At 44.6% G+C, this 23,993-nt stretch carries 21 protein-coding genes; 10 read left to right on the forward strand and 11 right to left on the reverse strand.

Annotated elements, in window-relative coordinates; all coding sequences use genetic code 11:
• Window positions 1–140: 140 nt before the first annotated feature.
• Together QUA42_RS10405 and QUA42_RS10410 are read right to left on the reverse strand one after the other, a co-directional pair.
• A complete protein-coding gene (locus tag QUA42_RS10405) occupies window positions 141–1,202 on the reverse strand; it encodes a spermidine/putrescine ABC transporter substrate-binding protein (RefSeq protein ID WP_333137221.1) in 1,062 nt (353 codons plus the stop codon).
• A gap of 52 nt (window positions 1,203–1,254) precedes the next feature.
• On the reverse strand, window positions 1,255–2,106 hold the full coding sequence (locus QUA42_RS10410; protein ID WP_333137222.1) for an ABC transporter permease: 852 nt from the start codon (window positions 2,104–2,106) through the stop codon (window positions 1,255–1,257).
• Between the two features lie 94 nt (window positions 2,107–2,200).
• On the opposite strand from QUA42_RS10410, the gene QUA42_RS10415 reads away from it, so the two are divergent.
• On the forward strand, window positions 2,201–4,261 hold the full coding sequence (locus tag QUA42_RS10415) for a dynamin family protein (protein WP_333137223.1): 2,061 nt from the start codon (window positions 2,201–2,203) through the stop codon (window positions 4,259–4,261).
• Between the two features lie 35 nt (window positions 4,262–4,296).
• On the opposite strand, the gene QUA42_RS10420 is transcribed toward QUA42_RS10415, so the two are convergent.
• The gene (locus QUA42_RS10420) at window positions 4,297–5,145 is read right to left on the reverse strand and encodes an ABC transporter permease (protein ID WP_333137224.1); all 849 of its coding nucleotides are present in this window, start codon (window positions 5,143–5,145) and stop codon (window positions 4,297–4,299) included.
• A 101-nt stretch (window positions 5,146–5,246) separates the two neighbouring features.
• Here QUA42_RS10420 and QUA42_RS10425 point away from each other — a divergent pair, with 101 nt between their 5' ends.
• On the forward strand, window positions 5,247–6,758 hold the full coding sequence (locus tag QUA42_RS10425) for an FAD-dependent oxidoreductase (protein ID WP_333137225.1): 1,512 nt from the start codon (window positions 5,247–5,249) through the stop codon (window positions 6,756–6,758).
• A 234-nt stretch (window positions 6,759–6,992) separates the two neighbouring features.
• Here QUA42_RS10425 and QUA42_RS10430 read toward each other — a convergent pair whose 3' ends face one another.
• Window positions 6,993–7,406 (reverse strand): peptide chain release factor 1, encoded by a 414-nt coding sequence (locus QUA42_RS10430; protein WP_333137226.1) that lies wholly within the window; start codon window positions 7,404–7,406, stop codon window positions 6,993–6,995.
• A gap of 165 nt (window positions 7,407–7,571) precedes the next feature.
• Here QUA42_RS10430 and QUA42_RS10435 point away from each other — a divergent pair, with 165 nt between their 5' ends.
• Complete coding sequence (locus QUA42_RS10435) at window positions 7,572–7,778, forward strand: hypothetical protein (RefSeq protein ID WP_190734170.1); 207 nt, start codon at window positions 7,572–7,574, stop codon at window positions 7,776–7,778.
• Window positions 7,779–8,017: 239 nt separating this feature from the next.
• On the forward strand, window positions 8,018–8,440 hold the full coding sequence (locus tag QUA42_RS10440; RefSeq protein WP_333137227.1) for a DUF6335 family protein: 423 nt from the start codon (window positions 8,018–8,020) through the stop codon (window positions 8,438–8,440).
• Window positions 8,441–8,533: 93 nt separating this feature from the next.
• Here QUA42_RS10440 and QUA42_RS10445 read toward each other — a convergent pair whose 3' ends face one another.
• Window positions 8,534–8,728, reverse strand: coding sequence for a winged helix-turn-helix domain-containing protein (locus QUA42_RS10445; protein ID WP_333137228.1), 195 nt, complete (start codon window positions 8,726–8,728; stop codon window positions 8,534–8,536).
• Between the two features lie 628 nt (window positions 8,729–9,356).
• On the opposite strand from QUA42_RS10445, the gene QUA42_RS10450 reads away from it, so the two are divergent.
• Entirely contained in the window at window positions 9,357–10,058 is a 702-nt protein-coding gene (locus QUA42_RS10450; protein ID WP_333137229.1) for a DUF4079 domain-containing protein, read from the forward strand.
• A 158-nt stretch (window positions 10,059–10,216) separates the two neighbouring features.
• Here QUA42_RS10450 and QUA42_RS10455 read toward each other — a convergent pair whose 3' ends face one another.
• The 3 genes from QUA42_RS10455 to QUA42_RS10465 all read right to left on the reverse strand — a co-directional run bounded on the left by QUA42_RS10455 (window position 10,217) and on the right by QUA42_RS10465 (window position 15,513).
• On the reverse strand, window positions 10,217–11,095 hold the full coding sequence (locus tag QUA42_RS10455) for a sugar ABC transporter permease (RefSeq protein ID WP_333137230.1): 879 nt from the start codon (window positions 11,093–11,095) through the stop codon (window positions 10,217–10,219).
• Window positions 11,096–11,403: 308 nt separating this feature from the next.
• Entirely contained in the window at window positions 11,404–12,867 is a 1,464-nt protein-coding gene (locus QUA42_RS10460; RefSeq protein ID WP_333137231.1) for a CIA30 family protein, read from the reverse strand.
• Window positions 12,868–12,990: 123 nt separating this feature from the next.
• Window positions 12,991–15,513, reverse strand: a complete 2,523-nt coding sequence (locus QUA42_RS10465) for an ATP-binding protein (RefSeq protein ID WP_333137232.1) — start codon at window positions 15,511–15,513, stop codon at window positions 12,991–12,993.
• Window positions 15,514–16,001: 488 nt separating this feature from the next.
• Between QUA42_RS10465 and QUA42_RS10470 the strand changes: the two genes are divergently transcribed.
• Window positions 16,002–16,376: a hypothetical protein gene (locus tag QUA42_RS10470; RefSeq protein ID WP_333035615.1), complete on the forward strand. Its 375-nt coding sequence runs from the start codon at window positions 16,002–16,004 to the stop codon at window positions 16,374–16,376.
• 138 nt (window positions 16,377–16,514) lie between these two features.
• Here the strand turns inward: QUA42_RS10470 and QUA42_RS10475 are convergent, their stop codons facing one another.
• Complete coding sequence (locus QUA42_RS10475; RefSeq protein WP_333059334.1) at window positions 16,515–17,372, reverse strand: Hpt domain-containing protein; 858 nt, start codon at window positions 17,370–17,372, stop codon at window positions 16,515–16,517.
• A gap of 163 nt (window positions 17,373–17,535) precedes the next feature.
• Complete coding sequence (locus QUA42_RS10480; RefSeq protein ID WP_333137233.1) at window positions 17,536–18,462, reverse strand: DMT family transporter; 927 nt, start codon at window positions 18,460–18,462, stop codon at window positions 17,536–17,538.
• Window positions 18,463–18,751: 289 nt separating this feature from the next.
• Here QUA42_RS10480 and QUA42_RS10485 point away from each other — a divergent pair, with 289 nt between their 5' ends.
• Both QUA42_RS10485 and QUA42_RS10490 read left to right on the forward strand, forming a co-directional pair.
• Complete coding sequence (locus QUA42_RS10485; RefSeq protein WP_333137234.1) at window positions 18,752–19,555, forward strand: SDR family oxidoreductase; 804 nt, start codon at window positions 18,752–18,754, stop codon at window positions 19,553–19,555.
• 176 nt (window positions 19,556–19,731) lie between these two features.
• Window positions 19,732–20,739 (forward strand): NAD(P)-dependent alcohol dehydrogenase, encoded by a 1,008-nt coding sequence (locus QUA42_RS10490; protein WP_333137235.1) that lies wholly within the window; start codon window positions 19,732–19,734, stop codon window positions 20,737–20,739.
• Between the two features lie 60 nt (window positions 20,740–20,799).
• Here the strand turns inward: QUA42_RS10490 and QUA42_RS10495 are convergent, their stop codons facing one another.
• A complete protein-coding gene (locus tag QUA42_RS10495; protein ID WP_333137236.1) occupies window positions 20,800–21,609 on the reverse strand; it encodes a calcium-binding protein in 810 nt (269 codons plus the stop codon).
• A 197-nt stretch (window positions 21,610–21,806) separates the two neighbouring features.
• Here QUA42_RS10495 and QUA42_RS10500 point away from each other — a divergent pair, with 197 nt between their 5' ends.
• Together QUA42_RS10500 and QUA42_RS10505 are read left to right on the forward strand one after the other, a co-directional pair.
• Window positions 21,807–22,787 (forward strand): ATP-binding cassette domain-containing protein, encoded by a 981-nt coding sequence (locus QUA42_RS10500; RefSeq protein WP_333137237.1) that lies wholly within the window; start codon window positions 21,807–21,809, stop codon window positions 22,785–22,787.
• 121 nt (window positions 22,788–22,908) lie between these two features.
• Entirely contained in the window at window positions 22,909–23,697 is a 789-nt protein-coding gene (locus tag QUA42_RS10505; RefSeq protein ID WP_333137238.1) for an ABC-2 family transporter protein, read from the forward strand.
• The last annotated feature ends 296 nt before the right edge of the window (window positions 23,698–23,993 follow it).

Consider the following 23,993-nt stretch of genomic DNA (forward strand, 5'->3'; position numbering starts at 1 on the left):
AGGAACGGGTTCTCCGGCTGGTTCCACAAGAAAATTAAGTTTTGTGGAACGGGCCGGAGAGCCCGTTCTTGACGATGGTGCAACTTCAATGCAAACTAAAAATTTAAGTGAACCAGCCCGGGCAGAAACCTGTTTTATATCTACTTTCCGGCCCCTGCTTTAACTTCCGTCCAAGCTCGATCGTACAATGCAGTTGCTTTCCCGACATCCTGCAATAATTTCATTTTGCCAAACACGTCAGCCGGCGGGTAAATTTGAGGATTTTTCAAATCGTTCGGGTCGATTAAACCTTGATCGATTGCTGCTTTGTTCGGCGATCCGAAGTGGGTAAAATTGGAAATTTGGGCGCCGACTTCGGGCTGCAAAATAAAGTTAATAAATTTCTCCGCTAACTCTTTCTGGGGCGCACCTTTGGGAATTGCCATGTTGTCAGAAAAAATGATTGTTCCTTCTTTGGGAATAGCGTAACGGATATTAGGATTTTCTGTCATCACTTGGAAAATATCGCCGCTCCATTCCATTGTCAAATTAACTTCTCCTTGATCTAGCATATTTTGCCCCGTGTCGGGGACAAAAGCTGCAATGATATTTTTACTTTTAATCAGCAAATCGCGAGCTTTGTTAATCTCTTCGGGGTTGGTTGTATTTGGATCAAATCCTAAATACATTAAAACTCCTGCAAATGTGTATCTGGCGTCGTCTTGCCACGCGACTTTTCCGGTATATTTCGGGTCGAACATCGCCGCCCAACTGTTGATATCGCCCGTGGTTGCTTTCAAGTTGTAGCCAATTCCCATCGTTCCCCACTGGTAGGGCAGGGAATATTTGTTCCCCGGATCAAAAGCTTGATTAATAAACTTAGGTTCTAGGTTTTTTTGGTTGGGAATATTGTTTAAATTCAGCGGCTCAATTATATTTTCTGCGATCATGATTTTCACCATGTAATCGGCGGGAAATATTAAGTCGTAACCGGGGTTTCCCTGTTTGAGTTTGGCATAGAGTGCGTCGCTGTTCTCGAAAGTGTCATATTGAATTTTAACATTGTTCTCTTTCTCGAATTGGGCGATCGCTTCTGGGGCGATATAACTTGCATAATTGTAAATGCTGAGCACTTGCTGCTGGTTGCCACCTGTGGGGCTACAGCCGAAAGCCACCGTTGCACTCATCACAAACAAAAGTAGGAAAGTCAGCAGGCGTTTCATAGGTTGTGTTAGTTGCAGACGAAAATAATTATGACACATAAAAGTAAAAATTTTAAGTTTTCTGAACCTTTAACGATGATAGAACTAGCAACAAGGAAGCCAACAACATCAAAGTTGAAATGGCATTAATCGCTGGTGTCACTGAGAATTTTATCAGACCGTAAACAAATAACGGCAGCGTCATGGAACCGACACCGGTGGTAAAAAATGTCACGACAAAATCGTCTAGCGACAGAGTAAAAGCCAGCAGTGCCGCGCTGAAAATAGCGGGCCAAATCAGAGGGAGAGTGATCCGCCAAAAAGTCCGCCATTCGTTAGCGCCCAAGTCAAAAGCTGCTTGTTCTAATTGAGGATCTAGTTCTGCCAAACGCGCCCTGACAGTAATAGTCACAAAGGAAATATTAAAGACAACGTGACCGATAATTACAGTAGGTAAGCCGAGGTTGAGGCGAATTCCCGTGAGATTTTCGAGGATCCGAAATACTAGGGTAAAGAAAACTAGCAGCGAAATGCCGATCGTAATTTCGGGCATGATAATCGGCAAAAACAGTAAAGCTTCTACTGCTTTGCGCCCCGGGAAATGAAAGCGTTCCAGTGCTAGCGCGATGGTTGTACCAAAAACGGTTGCTAACACAGTCGAAATAGCTGCAATTAGCAAGCTGTTGTTGAGTGCTGTCCAGATTCCGGCGCTGCTACTGGTAGCAATCGTCGTGCCTGCATTGCTAAACAAACTGCGGTACCAATCGAGGGTAAAGCCGCGCCAAACGGCATTGAATCTGGAGGCGTTAAAGGAGTAAATAATTAAGATGAGAATTGGCAAGTAAAGAAAGGCTAATGCTAGTACAGCTTGTACCCAAAGCCACTTTTTGCCGATCGCCCGCACGAGCAAGTCTAGTTTAGTCATGAGTGATTAGTCATTAGTCATTTGGGCATCTTACCCTAAATTTAGATCTGTCAAGGTGATAATATCGAATTAGACCTTACTCGAGGGAAGACCCATGAGCAGTCAAGAAAAAGCGGCTGGTTGGCTTCATAACTTGGATCGCCTTGTCAGAGTTCGCAACGAGATAGCAGCTTTGTTGGAGGATATCGCCCAAAATCTCACCCAAGCTGAATCACAAGCAGAAAATACATCTGGAAAACTAGGACTCTCTAAAGAGATTGAACGTCTCATCCAGCAAAGTGAAAATTTGCGCCAAGGAGTCTTTCGGTTTTTAGTATTAGGGGATATGAAGCGGGGAAAAAGTACATTTCTCAATGCTTTGCTAGGGCAAAATTTACTTCCCAGTGATGTCACTCCCTGTACTGCTTTGTTAACGGTGCTGAAATACGGTACAGCAGAGAAAGCGACGATTTACTATAACGATAGCAAACAACCAGAGGAAATAGATTTTCAGCAGTTTAAGCAGCGCTATACAATTGCTCCAGAAGAAGCAAAAATTCTAGAGCGAGGCAAACAGTTAGCTTTTCCAGATATCAGTCATGCGGTGGTAGAACATCCGCTACCGCTGCTAGCCAAAGGAATCGAATTTGTGGACAGCCCCGGACTGAATGATACGGAAGCGCGAAACCAGCTTACTCTCGACTATATCTACAACTGTCACGCCATACTTTTTGTGTTGAGTGCGTCTCAACCTTGCACGCTGGAGGAACGCCGCTATCTCCAGAATTACCTCAAAGACCGAGGTTTAACTATCTTCTTCATAGTCAATTCTTGGGATAGAATTCGAGAGGGACTGGTCGATCCAGAAGACACTGAGGCACTGCAAGTAGCAGAGGACAAACTGCGTCGAGTTTTCCAGACTAATCTGAGTGAATATTGTCAGGATCGGGGCCGGGATATTTATCAGGATCGAGTATTTGAGATTTCTGCTCTCAATGCCTTGCGTAGTCGTTTGAAAAACTCAGAAGCTACTTTAGAAGGCACTGGCTTTGTAGAGTTTCTTGCGGCTCTCAATCATTTTCTGACTGGGGAACGAGCTGCTGCTGAACGGGAACAAGCAAGAGCGATCGCCCTTCAAGCTTGCAATCGCTTTCAAGCAGCAATCTCCCGCCGCATTCCTTTGTTAGATGAAACTGTCGATCAATTGAAAGAGAAAATTGATTCGATTCAGTCTGACTTCGCAAATTTGTCTGAAATTGGTAATAAATTCCAGCAACAAATTAGAACTGCCCGCGAGCAAACTTCCCAAGAAATAGGTGATTCTTTCCGTACCTATATCCTGGATTTAGAGAACACCTTTGAACAGGATTTTTTAAGCACTCAGCCCGATTTAGATTTCATGCAATTTCTCGACAAAAACAACCGGGCCATGTTCTATACCTCATTCAAACGTGCTTTCGAGCGATATATGAACGATCGCCTCGCTGCTTGGGAATTCATTGCCAAACAGAAGATAGCCTCTGCTTTCTCTGAACTGGAGGAAAAAGCAGCCGATTCTCGAATTGAATATGAACGAGTAGTAGAGGCTATGAATAAGAAGCTGTTAGGCTACCGGTTCTACGCCGTCGGACATAGCTACAAGCATGAAGAAAACTCGACTTGGGCTGAGGTGGCAATAGATATGTTTTCCTCGATTCCCGACAACCTCAACAGAGGTATCCATTCTTTCAATATGTTTTGGCAGAGTGTCTTGGCTTGTGTCATGGTGACGCTTGTGCTAAATATTATAGGTGTAGTTTTTGCCTCTTTAACTCTTTCTGTTTTGGGTGGAATTCTGGTAGTTACAGGTGTTGTAGCATTGCAAGCAGAGTATGTTCGCCAACAGTTCATTTCTGCGACTAAAACAGAGTTTGTCAAATATCTGCCACAAATTGCTCAAGAACAGTCGCAATATATTTATCAAGCAGTCAGGAAATGTTTTGATACTTACGAAGAACAGGTGTGCGATCGCGTGAATGCTGATATCAATTCTCGCAAAGCCGAGTTAGATAGTTTGCTCGCTCAAAAACAATCGCGAGAAATTGACATACTCGCTGAAACTAAACGTCTGAAAGACTTGGAAGCCGATATCTTGTCTCAATTGCAGCAAATTGAGTTGGTAGGTGGATTTCTTTAGCTAAAATCCAAGTAAGGTGCCCATTTCACACCTTACTATTGGGTTTCGTCAGACACGCGGAAGTAAATTAAAACCGGAATCAATATGATTACCGTCAACAGCATCGAAAGCGCCGAGCCAAAAGGCCAATCGCGGGCTTTCATAAACTGATTTTGAATCAAATTTCCCACCATAACAGTTTTAGAACCGCCCAATATATCCGGTGTGATAAAAGCGCCGACTGCGGGAACAAAAACTAAAATAGATCCTGCAACAATACCGCGAGTTGTTAATGGTAAAAATACCCGCCAGAAAGTGCGAATATCATTTGCTCCTAAATCGTGAGCTGCTTCTACCAGTGAAAAATTGAAGCGTTCTATGCTAGAATATAAAGGCAGAACCATGAAAGGTAAATAGCCGTAAATAAGACCGATCGCCACAGCGAAAGGCGTAAAAAGCAAATTTAACGGTTCGCTAATAATTTGCAGGCTTTGCAGGGCTGTGTTAACTACTCCTTCGCTGCGTAAGAGTATGATCCAGGCGTAGGTTCTCACTAAAAAATTAGTCCAAAATGGAATAATTACCAGCAAAAGCAAAGCATTTCGCCAGCGAGGAGAACGGGTGGCGATGAAGAATGCTAGGGGATAGCCAACTAACAAGCAAGCGGCGGTTGTCAGAAAAGCCAGCCAGAGCGATCGTCCAATTACTCCTAAGAAAAGTCCACTGAACAAACGCTGGTAGTTGCTGAGAGTAAATATCCAAGTAACGCCGCCGTATGTACCGCGTTCTAAGAAACTGTACAACAGTACAATTAGCACGGGCAAAATGAAGAAAACCATCAGCCATGCGGTAGCGGGAAATAAGAGCAGCAACAGGTTAGTTTGCTGGCGGTTTTTGACACTCATTATTCACTCAAGCGAAATTTAGCACATAATGCAACACATTTTATATCAAATCCGCATTTTATGAATTATGTCATCATTAATAAATTATCCAGAGGTACGCAATGTCAGCAGAATCGTCAACTCCAAAAATAGTCGTCGTCGGTGCGGGATGGGCCGGTTTAGGCGCTACCTATCACCTAGCCCAGCAAGGCTATGATGTCACCCTGTTAGAAGCTGGCCCTTATCCGGGTGGCTTAGTTGCAGGGTGGAAAACCGCCGGCGGGCGTTCCGTAGAAGCAGGCATTCATGGCTTCTGGTATCCCTACAAAAATATCTTTTCCTTAGTCAAGCAATTAGGACTCGATCCCTTCACGCCTTGGACTCGTTCTTGTCAGTATTCACCGGCCGGATTGGAAGTAGAATCGCCGATTTTTCAAGACGAACCGCGGCTTCCCACACCGTTAGGAACCTTTCTTTACACCAGATTTAAAAGGCTGCCATTAGTCGATCGGCTTTCAGCCTTGCCCTTACTTTACGCCGTCCTCGATTTCGACAATTCCGACGAAGCTTGGCGCAGGTACGATCGCGTCACAGCCCGCGAACTATTCAAACAGTTTGGCGTTTCTGCAAGACTGTACCGTGATGCTTTTGAACCGATGTTATTAGTAGGGTTATTTGCACCAGGAGAACAGTGTTCTGCTGCCGCCGCTTTGGGAATGCTCTATTATTTCATATTAGCACACCAACCGGATTTTGATGTAGTTTGGTGTCGCGGAACTGTGGGAGAAAAAATCTTTCGTCCCTGGGTCGATCGCCTGGAAAAACTAGGCGCAAAAGTATTGACCAAGCAGCGAGTTACTGACTTAGTAGTTGACAGCCACAACAGAGCCACAGGCGTTGTTTGTGGCGAAGAAACCTTCGATGCCGATGCAGTTATTTTTGCAGTTGGTGTCACGGGAATGCAAAAAATTATCAGCAGCAGCCCAGCATTGCAAAGTCGCCAAGAGTTTCGGGACGCGATGAACTTGGGTGCAGTTGACGTGTTAGCTGTTCGCCTGTGGTTTGACCGAAAAATTGACATTCCGCTGCCTTCTAATGCCTGTTTTGGATTTAGTTCAACTACAGGTTGGACGTTTTTTGATTTGAATGCTTTGCACGACGAATTTCGAGACGAACCGGGAACAGTTGTGGAAGCTGACTTTTATCACGCAAATCAATTAATTCCCCTGAAAGATGAGGAAATTGTTTCCTTAGTTCAGCGGGATTTAGCGACTTGCATTCCGGCTTTTCGGGAGGCAAAAGTAATTGACAGCAGCGCGATTCGGCTGTCGCGGGCGGTGACGCATTTTGCCCCGGGCAGCTATCAGTATTTGTTGCCTGCGGTAACAAGTTATGATAATGTATTGATGAGCGGCGATTGGGTTGTGACCCGGCACGGTTCTTGGTCGCAGGAAAAGGCTTATGTTACTGGCTTGGAGGCGGCCAATTTAGTAATTTCGCGTTTCGGACTTGGGAAAAAAGCGACAATTATTTCCGTGGAAGCTGACGAACCGCACATTCAAATCGGGAGAAAGATTAATCAGTTTACTCGCAGTTTGACTAAAACATTCATTCCCGATTTTTGGCTGCCATAAGCAGAAGGAAGTTTGGCAACGGATTCGGTAACGCATTTAACGGATGGAAGGAACAAGGAAGAAGGAATTTCTTGTTTTAAGCGGTAAGGTGCGCCGAGGCGCACCCTACATATAGACTAATAACCAATGACGAATTACTAATGATACTATCTTCAAAAAAGAATGCCACTTTAGACAAGCTCGAAACCACGAGATTCATCAGTCATGGCTAATCTAAAATCTAAAATGGCATAACTATCGCCAATAAGGCCGACCCTTCCAAAAAACTCCCACCGTAACTCCGATTAGTGCAGCTTCAGATAAACTTGCTAATAAAGGAGGTATGGGCAGGAATGACTTTACCACCAAACCCAAGAGCACGCAGAAAACTAAAACCCACAAACTAATTCGGTTGAGCAAAAATTGTTGTTGCCAATACTCTAAAAAGTACACTGCTAAAGCTCCCATTCCCACTGCAGCAGCGAAAGGTATCAATGTCCCGAGGGAGGGGCCGTAAAGAAGCGTCACGACCTTGCGGATTGGCCGCGATTGCGTGAAACCCCAGGCTAAAAATAACTCCAATCCAACCACGATGCAGTTGACGAGGGCGGCAATTTGCAGCATTTCTCGCCAAGGTAAAAGTTTTAAGCGCCGCAGAAAATTACTCACGATCGGCAGATTAGGTAGGTTGCTTTGATTTTATAACAGTTTTGCCCTAGCGATCGACCTTGGATGACAATTTGTAAAGTAAAATAAAGATGTAGAGCAGTCTCTTGACAAATTAACCCAGAGCATCTGCCTGCTAGTTGTTGGAACCGTGAAAGGAAAAAAGTTATGGTGGAGAACACTGTCGATTGTGCTGTAGCTTGCGTCAATGGCTGCGTTCTGGGCGACAAGTGCCCGAAGCGGGAATACGCAGAAGCAACGTCTAACTTTATTGAAAATACTTCTCTGGATAAAATGCTAGAAATAGCAGAGGAAGCGGTGAGAAGGAAACGGATGGAACCCCCCAAATGGGTAATTCCTGATTTTCCCGAATAGCATTAGCCTCTCCATTAAAAAGCGATCGCCCGTTTGAAAAGGGCGATCGCTTTTTGTATTCCCAATGAAATAGCTGCTCAGAATCAATATATTTCCTGGGACAGAAGCTAAAAGATTAAAGAGTCCTTATAATGTCGTTTAATAACACCCATTGGCAATTAATAAAAATATTTCAGCTCAAGCGAAATTCGGACATTATTTAATTTAATTGAGTTCAAAAACAAACAGGAGCAAGTCTCGTGGCACAGCAAAAGAAAGGCAACACAAAAAAAACAACAGAACGCGATAATTTGGGCGAATTGCCTCAAGAAATTACCGAATCTTACGGTACCGGCGTCATCGATCAACCGGGATTGAGCCAAGACGACATAACAACCTTGCAGGACAACAGTTCGGAATACTCTTCCACCAGTTCCCAAATCGGCGGCGAAGATGCCGATCCTGCTGCGGAACAAGAAAGTGCCACTGGTGAGCAATCGGTGGGCGGAACCGCACCTACTCCCGACATGGATATGGTTGACGAACTCGGAGCCGCTGCGGGCATAGAGATGGCCGATGGCGCTATTTTGAACACAACAAATATGCTTGAACATCGAGATGAAAGTCGCTGGGAGTTAGACCCTAGTTCTGCGGAAGATTATCAGGAACGACCGGATTTCTAGGTTGATTTATTACAAAAAAATAGGTAGTAGAATAGGAGCGGGTTCACCATTATCCATACTTGATCGGCAAAGTATTTGTAAATCCGCCCCTCATCACTTTTGCTCTCGCAACACGTATCCAACTCCCCGAACAGTAGGCACCAGGTCTTTGGCGTTACTTGCTTCTAATTTAATCCGTAACGCACGAATATACACTTTAATAATGTTTGACTCGCCCATAAAATCGTAATCCCAGACTTTTTCTATAATTCGGTAGCGGGTAATCACTTGATGGGGATTTCGTAGCATAAATTCTAACTAATCACACTCTTTTCCAGTGAGTTTAATTAATTGATTGCCTCGATAAACTTCACGGGTTAAACCGTTCAAAATTATATCTTCAAATTAAAACTTATCCGGGTCATTTGTTTGAGTTCGGCGCAGACGTGCTTTCACTCTCGCTAGGAGTTCTTCAATACTGAAAGGCTAGTAACATATAGGCTCAAAGTCATGCAGGTAATTAGTGGCTAACCGGCACTGACACTACCGCGAGCGGTTTTCATTTCCCTGAGAACAAGGTAATTGTAATTGCGTAATTGAGAAAGTTGTACCTCACCCAATAGACAACTGCTAGAGCAATCCTTGCAGGAGTCGTAAATTTTTTACCCCACCCCAAGCCTCCCCTTATCAAGGGGAGGGAGTAAAAAATTCACAAATGATGCGAGGATGGCTATATATCTTCTGATTTATCAACATTTCCGGTGAGTTACCCTTCATAAAGCGTGTTTGTAGTCAGGGCTTCTATCCTCTCTATGAGGGTGAATAATGGCTATTAGTCCTGACTACAAACTTACTGTGCTTAGAGCACCGGGTATGATATTATGTAGCGCAAAAACCGGGTTGATGAAGCCAACCCTCCTCAACAAAAAGGTGATTTATGGAATTTAAAGATTTTCTGGCTTTGCTGCATCCTATTTTAGCTGTAGCGATTGTTTTTCCTATGCTTGGTATTGTTCTCAATATGGCGTGGCAAACCATGCAGCGTCGGAAGCAAATTGCGATCGACACCAAGAGCAAAATTCCACCTGTAGTCGGTTCAGAACACGTCAAAGCAGGTCGAATTCTGTCAGGTTCGGTGGTAGGAGTGACGTTGTTGGGTCTAGCCTACCCGATTTTTGAGCATATTTTGAGCAAGGAGGTTTGGAGTAAAAACTCCTTTCAGGTCATTTTCATTGTCCTGATGTTTGTGGCAACTGTCGCCTCTTTGGTCATGCTATATCGAGCGACACCTGCTTTATGGCGCGGCATATTTGCGACCCTAACAGGTACGGGTTTGGTGATTCTTGGCACTCAAGATGGGGTTTATCGGCGAACCAATGAATGGTATTGGTCTCACTACTACATTGGCATCGCCGCTGCGCTAATTATGGTTTTCTCCCTTGCCATCATTCAAGACATTTACAAAGACCGCTCAAATCGCTGGCGCACTATCCATGTGATCTTGAACTCGATCGCTGTGCTGCTCTTTCTGGGACAGGGAATGACCGGAACCAGGGATTTATTAGAAATTCCTCTGAACTGGCAGAAACCCTATATTTATACCTGTGATTTCACCAATAAGACCTGTCCAAAGCCGTGAGCAATCGGATTACTTGGAGATTTCACTCTAAAATTAGTATAAATTAGACCAATCAACCCGGTTTCTGAATGTAAGAAAGTTCTGGGAGCAACAGGAGTGAGAACGAGAAACCGAGTTTATGATGCCCGGAGTGCGTCAGTTCTAATTCGTCATAAATCTTAATCATTGCGAGTCAAACCCTGAAGGCTAACTTGCAAAATCGACAAACCCAAAATTAGCAAAAACAAAACCAGCCCTATCGTACAAGCATAGCCAATTTCCAAATCCTTAAAAGCCCGTTCGTAAAGATAATAAACCACAGTCTTAGAACTATTGCGAGGCCCGCCCTGAGTCATAATATAAACTTCTTCAAAAACCTTAGTAGCAGAAATCGCAGAAATTACCGCAACTAAAACTAAATAAGGCTTCATCAGCGGCACAGTAATATCCCAGTGCTTTCCCAAACCATCAGAACCATCAATAGCAGCAGCCTCATAAAGTTCTGCCGGAATAGCTTGCAGCCCTGCCAAATAAATCACCATGTAATAGCCCAATCCTTTCCAGATAGTAACCGCCATGACGCTAAAGATTGCTAACTTCGGATTAGCCAGCCAAGAAACCGGAGGTAAACCCAACAATTCCCCCAACTGATTCAGCAGTCCAGTCTCAGCAAACAGCCACTTCCAAGCAATCCCGGCGACAACCATTGAAATCACCGCCGGCGTGTAGTATGCTGCTCGAAACCAGTTCATTCCCCTGAGTTTTTGGTTGCACAAAATCGCCATTCCCAACGGTAGAACAACCAATACAGGAACAACGCAGGTGAGATACAGCAGCGTATTCGTCAAAGTTTGCCAAAATGTGCGATCGGCCCACAACCTGTTAAAATTCTTTAAACCCACCCACTGCGGCATTTGAGTTAAATCATATTCGTAGTTGGTAAAACTCAAATAAAAAGCTTGCACCGCCGGCCATAAAACAGTCAAGATCAAAATAAATAAAGCCGGCAGCAAAAACAAATAAGGCGTCAAGGAGCGTCGGGAAAAAGTCACAGACATAAATTAGTTATTAGTTATTGGTTATTAATTATTGGTGATTGTTTTACTCATCATACCAAATCCAGTTACCTCGGAATGATTAAACCGCGAAGACGCCGAGAGCGCGAAGGAAGAACTGCATCTTCTTCTTTCTTTTCCTTCGCGTCCTTTGCGTCTTCGCGGTTCATTTAATCTTACTCAACATTAATTGTCACATAGCATTTCTCAAATAGATGAGGTATGCTGACAGGTGAGATACTTTTTCTCAATTAGCAATTAGCAATTACCAATCAGCAAGGCTACCTCATTTTACTAAGAAGTGGGATATGTTATTTAACTCCCGAAAACAAAGCCGGCCACTCTCCGGGAGAACTGGCATTTTCCCCCTCTTTCACCTCAAAAGTAACGTTGCAAGCTTGAGGTTGTTCCAAGGCCTCCACGCACAATTCTGCAATATCTTCCCGACTGACTTTGCCCCTAATATTGTCTCCTTGCTCAAATATTAAAGCTTTGCCTCCCGGTTCTTCAGTCAAAGCGCAGGGTCTGACAACAGTATAAGGTATGCCGCTCGATCGCACACAATCTTCCCCTTTCAACTTCCAAGTCAAAATCCCCCCCAACATATCATTCATTCTGACAGCAGGCGGTTCTTCTTCCAAGTTAATTCCAGGGCGGCCAGGGCGGGTAACTCCTGCCGAACTCACCATCACCAATCGTGGCAAAGTCTGTCCCCCATCAGCTTTAATAGACTCTAACTCCAGTTGAAAAATACCAGGTGTAAATTTCGGGTTGAGCGCGCCATCATATTCAAACTTACTCAACATTAACTGAAAAGAAAAAATACTGCTGGCATCAAATTTAGAGCCATCTTTGACAGTTTTGGCGCGGAATACTGGAATTAACTCATCAAAGGGAACAGTGACAGTAATCCAGATATTGTAAACAGTATCAAACGAATAGCAATAGCCAATTCCATCCCATTTAGCTTCGTTGCGAACAATCAATTTGTAGCGCTTGCCGTCCCCTTTTACACGTAGTTGGAGGCCGCTAAATCCTGTGAGATTGAGCGGAGGAGCGAAGTTGCGGGTACGCACCGAAGCAAAGCCGCCCGAGTTTGCAGTAGAAACATTGCCTGTGAATATAGCCGTATTGTCTGTAAGTACGATCGAACTTTCACTGGTGCCACCCATCACGATATCGTCTAGCGCACCCCAAGTTTCTTTCAAATCTTGGCTGGGTTTTGTGAAGTCAAAAATTGTTTTGTCGCCTGCTTTAATTACCTGGCTGCGAACAGCTTGGACTAAATTATTGATGCCTTTGTATTCGACTATTTCGGGAACATCCACAACTTCCGGCATATAAAATTTGATGCCTTGATAATATTTTTCCCGGGTTGGGGTGTCTCCTTCTATCGGTTGAACTTTGGTGCCGGTACAGCAGATAACTGCTTCTATGCCCTCGGTTACTAGCGGTGTTAGGGTTTCTGGGAGTGTGATATCTCCTTCGACTAACTCGACATTTTTGCCGAGAATTTCTGTTGCTCTTTTAGCATCTCTGACGAGGCAGCGTACTTTATATCCCCGCTGTTGCAGCCGCTTGACAACTCGCTTCCCGACGCCGCCGGTGCCACCGGCTACCAGTACCAGTTTGGGTTGGTCTTTTTTAGTTTTGCTGCTGCTTCCAAAGAGTTGTTGCAGCCAGCTAATGCTGCCAATGAAGGGAATGACGCCGAAATAAGCCAAGGTTTTGAGAAACCGGCCGGCATCCCATTGGGCGGTTTTTTTTTCAGTCATACTAGCTTCCTCTGAATTGGCTCAAATCTACTTAGCTGCTTTTGTATTTTAATCTAATTTTCGATTTTTGAATTTGGTCGATTTCCTAGCCTTTGGGATAGCTTCGCTAGCGCGGACTTTTTTTCACTTGACAATTGGTGTCGGATGAATTTGGCTCAAGGGAATCTCAATAATCAACTCGGTTCCCTCTCCGGGGGCAGAAATGCAAGTCAATTTGCCACCGTGTTGTTCTACCACAATTTCGTGGCTAATCGCCAAACCTATCCCCGCACCTTTGCCCACCTGTTTTGTGCTAAAAAACGCCTCAAAAATTTTCTGGTGAACTGTTTGGGTCATACCCCAACCGTTGTCCTCGATCCGAACTGCTACGGCTTTTTTTCCCGGACAAAGTTCAGTCACAATCCGAATTTGTCCGTACTTAACTGGCTCTTCTTTGTCCCCGGCTTGCGAGGATAAATTATTGTTGACAAAGGCCTCTTCGAGAGCATCAATTGCATTGGCCAGTACATTCATAAATACTTGGTTGATTTGAACTGCGTAACACTCCACCAAAGGCAAAGAGCCATATTCTTTGATGAGATGAATTGCAGGGCGATCGGGCTTCGGTTTGAGTCGATTGCTCAAAATCAGCAAAGCGCTGTCCAATCCGTCGTGAATGTCAACGGGTTTAATCTCTGCTTCGTCAATTCTAGAGAAATTTCGCAGCGACTGAACTATCTCGCGGATGCGGTTAGCTCCTACTTTCATTGAACCCAGCAACTTCGGTAAGTCTTCAACTATGAACTCTAATTCTACTGCTTCTATTTGTGCTTGAATTTCTGGCGAAGGCGACGGATAGTGCTGGTCGTAAAGCTGCAATAAATTGATCATTTTTTGACTGTATTCATTAGCATAGCTAAGATTGCCGTAGATGAAGTTAATCGGGTTAGTAACTTCATAAGCTACCGCCGCCACCAACTGTCCCAAACTTGACATTCTTTCGCTTTGCACCAATTGAGTTTGCGCCCGCTTAAGCTCGGACATCGCTGTTTTTAAATTAGCAGTTTTTTCCCGTTCCCTGGCGACTGATTCTTCTAGTGCTCTATTTAATTTTTCGAGTTTATCGACTTGACACAGCACTATATTAATCATTGCTTTTTTCAGTTCCAATGCAGCGTCTATTTCGCATTGTTTCCAAGGCAACGATTTGTACCTCACATTTTCTTTCCACAGCTCGAAGGATTTCCGAGGAGACAGTCGAGGGTTGCCATCTTCATCGGTTTCAACTGGTTTGTTGGGGTTGCCCGCCCAATTTACGGTCTTAATTACTTCCGGGCGAAACCACAAAACGTATATTTTCTGAGTCGGGGATATTGCTATGGCCAAACACCCGCTGGCTGTGTCTTTAAATTCCTCAGCTTCTGGATAGCATTTTGTGAGCGAGTCTGTATAAAAAATTTCTTGATTTAAATGGTTTTGCACCCAATTAGTTAAGTATTTGAGCGCTTCTCCTTGAGGTGTTTGCCCTACTTGATAGCAATTGTCTCCAAATACTATTGCTGCTCCCTGGGCGTTGACTGCTTCTAGCAAATTATGCTGACATTTAACTAACACTTCTGACAAGTTTTCGGACGTGGATATGTCTTCAAAAATCTTGGTTTGAATGGATTTTAAGTATAGTTTGTAGTCGTAGTCTTCGTTTCCTTCTTTTGATTGCAGTTCTAAGGACATTACTTGCCCGATAAATTCGCAGGCGGCGCGCAATTCATAGTTGAGGTGTTTTGGTGTATAGTTGTGGCAAGCAATCAATCCCCACAGTTTTTTGTCTTTGATTAATGAGATTGACATCGAAGCTGCAACGCCCATATTTTGCAGGTATTCTATGTGAATGGGAGAAACGCTTCTCAATACGCTGAAACTCAGGTTTCGGGGCTGGGTCGTGACAGCATTATTTCCTGAAACAAGGGGGACTGGTTGATAATTAATATCTGGGATTAACCTCAGCCAATTTAACGCATACAGTTGTCTGGCTTGTTTTGGAATATCTGAACTTGGGTAGTTTAATCCTAAGAAAGGACTCAGCATTTCTGCTTTGTCTTCAGCGATTACAGCGCCGTTGCCTTCGTGGTCAAATTGATAGACCATCACTCTATCAAAACCAGATATTTTTCTGACTTCTTCTACAGTTATTTGAGATAATTCCTTGAGATTTTGGGCGCTTTGAATTTTGCTGATCGTGGCTCTCACTGAATGATAAAAACTAAAAACAGAAAGATTTTCGGGGCTGGTGGCTAATTCCAACTCGACCATCAATACTTCTTCTACTCGGTGGAGGATGCAGTCAAATTCTAAATATTTACCTTTGTTTATGACAGAAAGTTTAATGGGATTAACGGTTTTTAAGTTTTCATTACACAAACAAAGCTTGAGTTTTTTTAGTTGAACTCGATTGAAGAATAAGCTCAAATTTCGACCGATCGCACTTTCCGGCTCTACTCCTAACAAATCTTGCGTATTTTCGCTGACTTGCAGTATTTCTAGTTCAGGTTCTCGTACAACAAGTAGCACTCCGTGTGGCTGAATGTGCCCCGATATGTGAATGGGTTCTCTGTCGCAGTTTGTCAAGTCAACTTCTTCGAGTGCGGGAATTGTGATTTGTAGATCCATTTTCTTTGTCTTCCGCTGTAAAATGTCGAGAGGGTTCTAATGATTGGAGATTTGAGAGCAAATTGGCTTTTCCATAATAATCTCATATTGTTCGATCGCATAATGGATCGAGCCCTGGACGGACACTGAGAATCAATCATCCGAGAATCAGCGCATCAAAATGATTTAGTCGAAAATCAGCCTGCCCTATGTGTGGCTGTTCAAGCCGCCTCAGCCTTCTAGAAATTTTATCGACTTGGCTCTTCTATACTATCGTTTCCCGATGTTAATTATCATAGCAATTGTTGCCATTCTTCAAGTAGGTTTAATAATTTCCCAAAACTTTAATATTTGTGGTAAGATTTTGCCTGCTGCAAAAGGGGGAGAGAAATGCGTCTCCAGAGCGGCCTACTTACTGAAATATTAAGTTAAGGTAAGGGTGACAAGATCTGAAAGTCAAGTCACGCTAAGCTCTTTAAGTATACCCAACAGGCCCGACAATTAGACTGATGATCGACTTCAATACAGTTACTGAATTTTCTCATACCTACTGCATAGCTATCTGTGCCTTTTTAGTTCCGGCAAACTTGCTGACTACTTTGCAGACAGCGATTTTGATAGGACTAAACCGACCTCGAATGCAAATTTGGGCGTCTGTAGTTGTCGCCAGCCTTTGGGCTACAGCAATGATATTTCATGTTTTTACCTGGTTCGCGATCGGGGTAGTCATGCCTCCGACATACATCTTGCTAGTTATGGGAATCACTTGTCTGACAATCAATGTCTGGGCGATAGCTCATCCTGCAAGCATGATGCAATTAATTAGAGTTGCGGTATCAGTTGTTAGGGGAGCTTTCAGAAGGAACAAGGATTTAGTTGTCTAACAGAGAAAGATCTAATTATCTAGCAACTCAAAAAAAAATAGGCAGGGGGTAATGTGAAATGTTTCCGGGAAAATATTGGTTTCAGAAGAAAGTTTTTCGGGTGACCAATCGTAGTTCCGAGGGCTGAGTTTTCAGCGCTTATTCCGGTTCGCGATCGCGACAATCTTCTGTTTCCGGGCCGCGGGGATGGATCGTGCAGTTGAGCAGGTAGCCGCCATCGCTTCTGCCGTAATAGTAGCGGCATCCGATGCAAATTGCGGGAGGTTCGATCGCACTTTGGTAAACCGGATAATCCGCAGTCGCCAGCAGCGAAAAGTCCCGCTGCGTCTGAACATTCCCGATAATAGCGCCCGAGAGTTCGACAGCTTGGCGGATGTTTTCGATCCTGGTGTAAGGCGGCAGGTAAATGTCAATACACAGGCGTATCCCCTGGCTATCCTGATCGTGGCGGGTAATAGTGCCTCCCAGCAAACCAACGCGCGAAGCGATAGCCGAGGAAAATTCGCTCAGGGAGGTGCAGTAACCGGAGAAAACGTGAATATGTTCGTCCGTAGTAGCTCTCACAGTCAGGCGAGTAGGAATTCGCAATCTCAGGTAAGCGTCGAGTTCGTCAAAAACCGGTTCGGCGAGGGAGAGCATTTGGTTTGCGTCTTCGTGGTTGAGCCCAAAACCCTTAGAAACCTTGGACACGAGGGCGGCTAAAATATCAAAAACTTCGGTTAAGAGCGATTGTAGCCTGCTATCAATGGCGATCGGACATTCTCTCAGCAGCTTTAAATAATCCTCCAACCGATGAGCAATGCGCTGAATGCTGCTAAATCCGAGCATAGCTGCTCCCCCTTTAATCGAGTGTGAGGCTCGGATGAGCTGGTGTATTCTTTGGGGTTCTGGCACGGTGTTTTGCAAACCTTGCAAGCCGGGTTCGATAATTTGGATCTGTTCTGTGGCTTCTTCGATAAAGTAGCCGATGATCCGCTGTAGTTGTTCTGGCAGCATAATTTTATTCTCCTAAAGGCAGCCGAGTATTATTAGTCATTACTCAGACCTTTGATAGTTTTGAATCGATATTTCACTGATGAGTTATTGGGGTTTTTAAGCCCTAATTTGTTTTATTCTGACTTACGGCAACTGTAGTGGCAATGTCGAAAACTGTTAACTCTTAACTGTTGACAGTAATTTTTTTTGCTCCGAGGGTAGCGGTTGCTACCCCCAACAGCAGCACCGCAGCACCTGCGAGTACCGCCGGCGCCGGCACTTCCCCAAACAGCAAATAACCCAACCAACTCGCCCCAACCGGTTCAAACAATATGGCAAGAGTTACCAGAGTTGGGGAAATCTGCACTACCGCCCAGTTCAAAATGGTGTGGCCGACTAACTGAGGCAAAGCAGCCGTTAACAAAATATAAAAATATACAATGTTGGGGTAATTAGTATAAGTAGTGCCGAAGGCGAAGGGGAGAGGCAGCAGGACGATCGCAGCAACAGTATAGGCGATCGCGATATAGCCACCAATTCCCAGTCCCCGCCGCTGAGCTTCCCGGCCCAGCAGCAAATACAAGCTGACAGCCCAGGAACCAGCCAGAGCCAGGAAATCGCCCAGCAGTTCGCTGCTGCCAGCATGGGCTGCGCCGGCACTTCCCAGAGCGATCGCCATTCCCCCTGTCAGGGCTATAGTAATGCCGGCGATCGACATTTTGCTGAGTTTTTCGCCGAACCAGAAGCGCGACAAAAGCGCTACCCAGACAGGATTAGTGGTGACGAGGGCAGTCGAGGCGGCGATCGAAGTATAAGAAAGTGAGGTAATCCAGAGGGCAAAATGCAGGGCGAGACACAAACCCGCAGCAACAGCATAGCGCCGAGTTCCCGGTTGCAGGGCGTTCCACTGAATTTTCCGCCAAGCCGGAAGCAGAATTAAAGCAGATAAAGTCAGACGAGAGGCCGCGAGTACCAAACTGAAACCCAAACCGCCCGTCCCTGCTGAAAAGTTAGCCAGCCGAATTAAGATTGAGGAAGTTGAGACGGCTAAAACGCCGATAATTAACACTAGGGCGATCGACCAATTCGGCGGTTGTTTCGGAAGATTCATTTTTTAGCCATTGGGCATTGGACATTGGGCATTGGGCATTGGGAAAATTTACAAAGCAATTTTCGCACAAATTATGAATAATTTCTATTCTCTTCTTCTCCTCTCCTCTCCTCTCTTCCTTCGTGTCCTTCGCGCCTTCGCGGTTCGTTAAAAAAAGCCCATTTCCGAAGCACAAAGAATTCCTATACTCAATAATTATTAATATAGATCGCCCCTAAAATTACCAGACCTCTGTTATAGTTTCAATATCGTAAAAAACCAATTACCCACTTACAATTTATAACTATCTATGGCTCCTACAGTTTTGATTACAGGCGCTTCTCAAGGAAGTGGCAAAGCAACAGCAATTTTATTTGCAAGTAAAGGTTACGATGTAGTGATGGTAGCTCGCCAGCCAGAGAGATTGGCAGCAGCAGTCGCTCAAGTGCAGCGAGAAGGCACTTCTGCTGTAGCTATTCCGGGGGATGTCGGCGACATTCACCAAGTGCGCGCGATCGTCCAAAAAGCCCTAGATGCCTGCGGCAACATCGATGTTTTAGTTAACAATGCTGGCATTTGTCTCACGGGGGCGATCGAGCACACTACCTCCGAAGACTGGCAGCAATTAATGAATACCAATTTTTGGGGCTGCGTTAACACAATTCAAGAAATCTTGCCACATTTTTTGGAACGAAAAACTGGGACAATAGTCAATGTTGGTTCCATTGGCGGCAAAATGCCTTTGCCTCAAATGACTGCTTATTGTGCCAGCAAATATGCAGTAACCGGTTTAACAGAAACTTTGCGATTGGAATTAGCGCCTCAAGGAATTCACGTTTGCGCCGTGCATCCTGGCTTGATTAACAGCGATTTTTTAGAAAGAGCTCAATTTCGCGATCGAGACGAACCCGCAGTCGAATTGCGCCGTCAGCAAATGAGTAAAATGCTGAAATCTGAGTGGGCAACTCAGCCAGAAGATATTGCTAAAGCTATCTGGGATGCTGTGAAAAATCAGCGTGCAGAAGTTACCGTCGGCCCTGCTTTTTTGGCATCAGAAGCTTATCGTTTGTTCCCCGGTTTGATGCAGTGGGCAATGGAAAAGGGCAAGTTGTGAGACTAATTGGTAATGGATAATTGGTAATTGGTAAGGTACCCAGGGCGCACCAGACAAATTATTAGTAACACGCCTGAGTCCTAGTGGCAGCTTCCCTTGAATATATACAACTAAAGAAAGAGACTGCTAAACCCGCCCCGAACACTATAATGGCAAACAAACCAGGAAACACCACCATGCAAATCAAAGCACTGGCAGTTAAAAAAACCGGGGGATTGCTTGAAGAATACAAATTCGATGTCGAACCTCCCAAAGTACATGAATGTCTGATAAAAGTGTTAACTTGCGGCATCTGTCACTCAGACTTGCACATGATTGACAACGATTGGGGTCAATCAAAATATCCCCTCGTTCCGGGCCATGAAGTTATCGGAGAAGTGGCAGAAATAGGGCCGCAAGTGACTCATTTAAAAGTGGGCGATCGCGTTGGTGTGGGCTGGCAAAGGTCCTCTTGTTTGCAGTGCCGCGACTGCTTGCGCGGTAACGAAAATCTCTGCGATGAAAACCAGGGATTAATTGTTACAGGCCCGGGAGGTTTTGCCGATTATTTGATGGTAGATTCCCGCTTTGCTTTTCCTATTCCCAAAGGCATCGATTCCAAAATAGCGGGGCCGCTGTTGTGCGGCGGAATTACGGTTTACGCTGGTTTGCGGAATGCGGGGATGAGTTCCGGGCAAGAAATTGGCATTCTCGGCATCGGCGGATTGGGACACATGGCGGTGCAATTTGCGAAAAAATTAGGCAACCGCGTTACAGTTTTTACTACTTCCCAAGATAAGGCAGAATTTGCACAGAAAATGGGGGCGGACGAAGCTATTGTAGTAGGAAAAGGCGAAATTCCTCAAGCCCCCAGCAGCAAATTAGATATTTTGTTGAGCACTGTTCCTGCTGCTTTAGATTGGGTTCCGTACATTGATTTTCTCGATTCTGACGGTGCCCTTGCTTTTGTGGGAGTTCCCGACGCACCGTTGAGCATTCCCTTGTTTCCGTTGCTGACAAAGCGGCGCCGAATTATGGCTTCGCCGATCGGCGGTCGCGCTATGATTAATGAAATGCTGTCAATTGCAGAGAAGTTTGGGATTGAGCCGATTATCGAAGTTTTTGCGATCGCACAAGCGAATGAAGCAATGCAGAAAGTCCGGGACAATCAAGTGCGCTATCGAGCAGTTTTGACGGTGAGTTAGATAATGAGTAATCGGTAAGGTGCGCCTAGCGCACCCTACTAGGGATATATAACCCACGAATTAAAGCAAAGAACTAGCATTAATAAAACGACCGTTTAAATCGGCTGGGGTCACATTCAAAACAGTACCCAACAAAGCATTAGTAAAACCAAATCTAATATTAGTAGCTTCCACACGGCCGTTGGCATCGGGATCGAGACTTTGCCGCGAGATCCCGCCCTTGGCTAACAAACTCGTTCCCCCCGTTACAGTTGCAGGATCGATCAGCAGCAGTCTCGGATCGTTCAAGCTATAACTTACCTCTTCCAAGGAGATATTGCTGCTGGTAAAGTCCACACTAATTCCAATCGAATCGCTAGATTTATCAAAATCCACAATTAGCGCGTCAGGAACTTCAATTCCAACTACTCTGATTCCCGCTTGATCGACTCTCAAAACAAATACATCGCTACCTGCACCACCTTGGTAAATATCAACGTCTCTGTCCCCAATTAAAGTATCATTACCGTCACCGCCAACTAGCAAATCTACACCTTGTCCTCCGCGCAGGAAATCATTTCCCGCACCCCCATCAAGGAAATCGCTATTTCTATCTCCTGTCAAGAAATCCTCGCCAATTTCTCCCAAAACATCGTCATCATCTTTGCCACCGTAAATAGAATCACTGCCGATACCACCTAACAGACTGTCTTTACCATCGTTGCCGAAAATCCGTTCTGCATCTGACGAGCCCCTGACAGTATCATTGCCGCCCACCATCCAAAGTCCCCCAGGAAAACTAGCAAGTTGTCCTGGTGCAAGTGTAATATTTTCAGGAGAATTGTCTCCTACCAAACGAGGGATGTCTGAATTATCTGGGGTGAGTACCATATTTGTAAACTTTGTGCGATGTGAGCAAAGATATTGTGCAATATTCTACAGCTTATTAGGGTGCGCCAGAACACTGTTACTTCCTCCGAGCGATCGAGCAATCGCTGGCGCACCCTACTAGACAGCTCGATCGCTCCATCTTGGCACAAGCCTGATGGAAATACCCTAGATTAAAATAAAAGTTAAAATTTGAGCCGATGCCAATTATCTTAGTTGAAGACTTGAGCAAAGTTTATCCGGTAGCGATTAAAGAACCGGGGCTTAAAGCAACAGTGCGGCACTTTTTTAGTCGCACTTACCGCAATGTCAAAGCAGTTGAGGGCGTTTCTTTCAGTATTGAACCTGGGGAAGTAGTGGGGTTTCTCGGTGCTAACGGTGCGGGCAAAACTACTACGCTGAAAATGCTGACGGGTTTGATTTATCCGTCTGCGGGTACAGTGAGAGTGTGCGATCGTACTCCTTTCCGTCGGGAAGCAGATTTTCTGCAAAAAATCACCTTAGTGATGGGGCAGAAACAGCAGTTAATTTGGGATTTACCAGTGCTTGATTCTCTGCGAATCAATGCCGCTGTCTACGGGATTCCCGATACAGATTATCGGCGGCGAGTCGGAGAATTGACAGAGATGCTGTCACTAGAAGGCAAGTTAAATCAAGCGGTACGAAAGCTTTCTTTAGGCGAACGCATGAAAGCTGAATTGATGGCGGCGCTGCTGCACCAGCCAGAGGTATTATTTTTAGATGAACCGACTTTAGGTTTGGATATAAACGCACAGTTTAGCGTCAGGCAATTTCTGCGAGAATATAACGAGCGCTATCAAGCAACGGTGCTGTTGACGAGCCACTACATGGCTGACATTACTGCTTTGTGCAAACGCGTTTTGTTAATCCATGAAGGGCAATTAGTTTATGATGGCAGTTTAGACGGATTGCTCGACAGGTTTGCACCTTATCGAGAAGTTCAAGTAAAATTAGCTAAGCCGCTGGCAAAAGATAGTGCTTTTGCTTACGGGGAGGTAGAATCTATTGAGGGACAATCGGTGCGTTTTTTAGTGAAAAGGGAAGAGTTGACGGTGAGCGTGGCGAAGATTTTGGCGGATTTAGAGGTGATAGATTTGACTGTTACTGACCCGCCAATTGAAGAGGTAATCGGTCGAGTTTTTCGCACGGGAAAAGTGTAATTTTTTTGGCGGGCTTCATTCTCCATAACAGGCAAGATATCTGTTCCACTAAAGTTTCAATGTTTTGTGGAACGGGCATCTTGCCCGTTGCTAACACCGACAAACTAAATCTAAAATTGATATGACAAAATTAATCAAAATTGCTAAAACTTTGCTAGTTACCTACTACGCTTATATGCTCGAATACCGGGCAGAATTGTTTTTGTGGGCCCTGTCGGGAGCTCTGCCGTTTATCTTGATGGGTGTCTGGATGCAGGCGGCCGAAAATCGTCAATTTGGGCTAACTTCGATCGACTTTGCCCGTTATTTTTTAGCCGCGTTCATTGTCAGGCAAACAAATGTAGTTTGGGTGATTTGGGAGTTTGAAAAGGAAGTAGTCCAAGGCAGGCTATCTAATAGATTGTTGCAGCCTCTAGATCCCGTATGGCACCATTTCGTATCTCACGTTTCCGAAAGGTTTGCAAGGCTGCCCTTTGTATTCGGATTAGTGCTAGTATTTTTTGCACTTTACCCGCAGTCTTTTTGGCTGCCGAGTTTGGGCAGGTTTTTGCTGTTTTTGTTGGTTGTCGTCTTGGCTTTTTGCTTGCGGTTCCTGATACAGTATACCTTTGCGCTGTTTGCTTTTTGGCTGGAAAGGGCAAGTGCGATCGAGCAATTCTGGTTTCTAATTTACCTATTTTTATCGGGACTTATCGCGCCGCTAGAAGTGTTTCCCGCACCCGTGCGGGAAGTAGTTTTGTGGACGCCTTTTCCTTATTTGATTCATTTTCCCGCTTCAATCTTGATCGGATTGCCCGTAGATGTAGGCCGCGGTTTGTTGGTAATGTTGAGTTGGGGTGCGGTGTTTTTTGTATGGAATCGCTGGCTTTGGCGGCAGGGCTTAAAGCAGTATTCGGGGATGGGGGCTTAAATAATAATTAAAAATTAGAAAATTGTAAGGTGCGTCACAGTAAAATGTTAATCGTTTTGTCAAAAAAACTTAGCTGACGCACCATTTTTAACTGTGAAGAAAATCTAAAATTTAAAATCTAAAATCTAAAATGAACTGACGCACCTAGTTAAGTCGATCGCACACATCATGCAAAAATGCAATCGGGAGTATTCGACAATTGCATAAACATCCATTTTTTGTATATATAAGTACAAAAGTTTACAATAAAGTCTTATATTAATAAACCCAACGACTGATAAACGGGATAAAAGAGA

The sequence above is a fragment of the Microcoleus sp. Pol11C2 genome, assembly GCF_036701505.1.
In the GTDB taxonomy this organism is placed as follows: Bacteria; Cyanobacteriota; Cyanobacteriia; order Cyanobacteriales; family Microcoleaceae; genus Microcoleus.

Bases quoted from the DNA above. Each gene is read 5' to 3' on its own strand.
- QUA42_RS10485 (WP_333137234.1), top strand. From the start codon at position 18,752: ATGGCTCCTACAGTTTTGATTACAGGCGCTTCTCAAGGAAGTGGCAAA.
- QUA42_RS10450 (WP_333137229.1), top strand. From the start codon at position 9,357: ATGGAATTTAAAGATTTTCTGGCTTTGCTGCATCCTATTTTAGCTGTA.
- QUA42_RS10425 (WP_333137225.1), top strand. From the start codon at position 5,247: ATGTCAGCAGAATCGTCAACTCCAAAAATAGTCGTCGTCGGTGCGGGA.
- QUA42_RS10415 (WP_333137223.1), top strand. From the start codon at position 2,201: ATGAGCAGTCAAGAAAAAGCGGCTGGTTGGCTTCATAACTTGGATCGC.
- QUA42_RS10465 (WP_333137232.1), bottom strand. From the start codon at position 15,513: ATGGATCTACAAATCACAATTCCCGCACTCGAAGAAGTTGACTTGACA.
- QUA42_RS10405 (WP_333137221.1), bottom strand. From the start codon at position 1,202: ATGAAACGCCTGCTGACTTTCCTACTTTTGTTTGTGATGAGTGCAACG.
- QUA42_RS10495 (WP_333137236.1), bottom strand. From the start codon at position 21,609: ATGGTACTCACCCCAGATAATTCAGACATCCCTCGTTTGGTAGGAGAC.
- QUA42_RS10480 (WP_333137233.1), bottom strand. From the start codon at position 18,462: ATGAATCTTCCGAAACAACCGCCGAATTGGTCGATCGCCCTAGTGTTA.
- QUA42_RS10500 (WP_333137237.1), top strand. From the start codon at position 21,807: ATGCCAATTATCTTAGTTGAAGACTTGAGCAAAGTTTATCCGGTAGCG.
- QUA42_RS10475 (WP_333059334.1), bottom strand. From the start codon at position 17,372: ATGCTGCCAGAACAACTACAGCGGATCATCGGCTACTTTATCGAAGAA.
- QUA42_RS10490 (WP_333137235.1), top strand. From the start codon at position 19,732: ATGCAAATCAAAGCACTGGCAGTTAAAAAAACCGGGGGATTGCTTGAA.
- QUA42_RS10455 (WP_333137230.1), bottom strand. From the start codon at position 11,095: ATGTCTGTGACTTTTTCCCGACGCTCCTTGACGCCTTATTTGTTTTTG.
- QUA42_RS10410 (WP_333137222.1), bottom strand. From the start codon at position 2,106: ATGACTAAACTAGACTTGCTCGTGCGGGCGATCGGCAAAAAGTGGCTT.
- QUA42_RS10460 (WP_333137231.1), bottom strand. From the start codon at position 12,867: ATGACTGAAAAAAAAACCGCCCAATGGGATGCCGGCCGGTTTCTCAAA.
- QUA42_RS10505 (WP_333137238.1), top strand. From the start codon at position 22,909: ATGACAAAATTAATCAAAATTGCTAAAACTTTGCTAGTTACCTACTAC.
- QUA42_RS10435 (WP_190734170.1), top strand. From the start codon at position 7,572: ATGGTGGAGAACACTGTCGATTGTGCTGTAGCTTGCGTCAATGGCTGC.
- QUA42_RS10445 (WP_333137228.1), bottom strand. From the start codon at position 8,728: ATGCTACGAAATCCCCATCAAGTGATTACCCGCTACCGAATTATAGAA.
- QUA42_RS10420 (WP_333137224.1), bottom strand. From the start codon at position 5,145: ATGAGTGTCAAAAACCGCCAGCAAACTAACCTGTTGCTGCTCTTATTT.
- QUA42_RS10470 (WP_333035615.1), top strand. From the start codon at position 16,002: ATGATCGACTTCAATACAGTTACTGAATTTTCTCATACCTACTGCATA.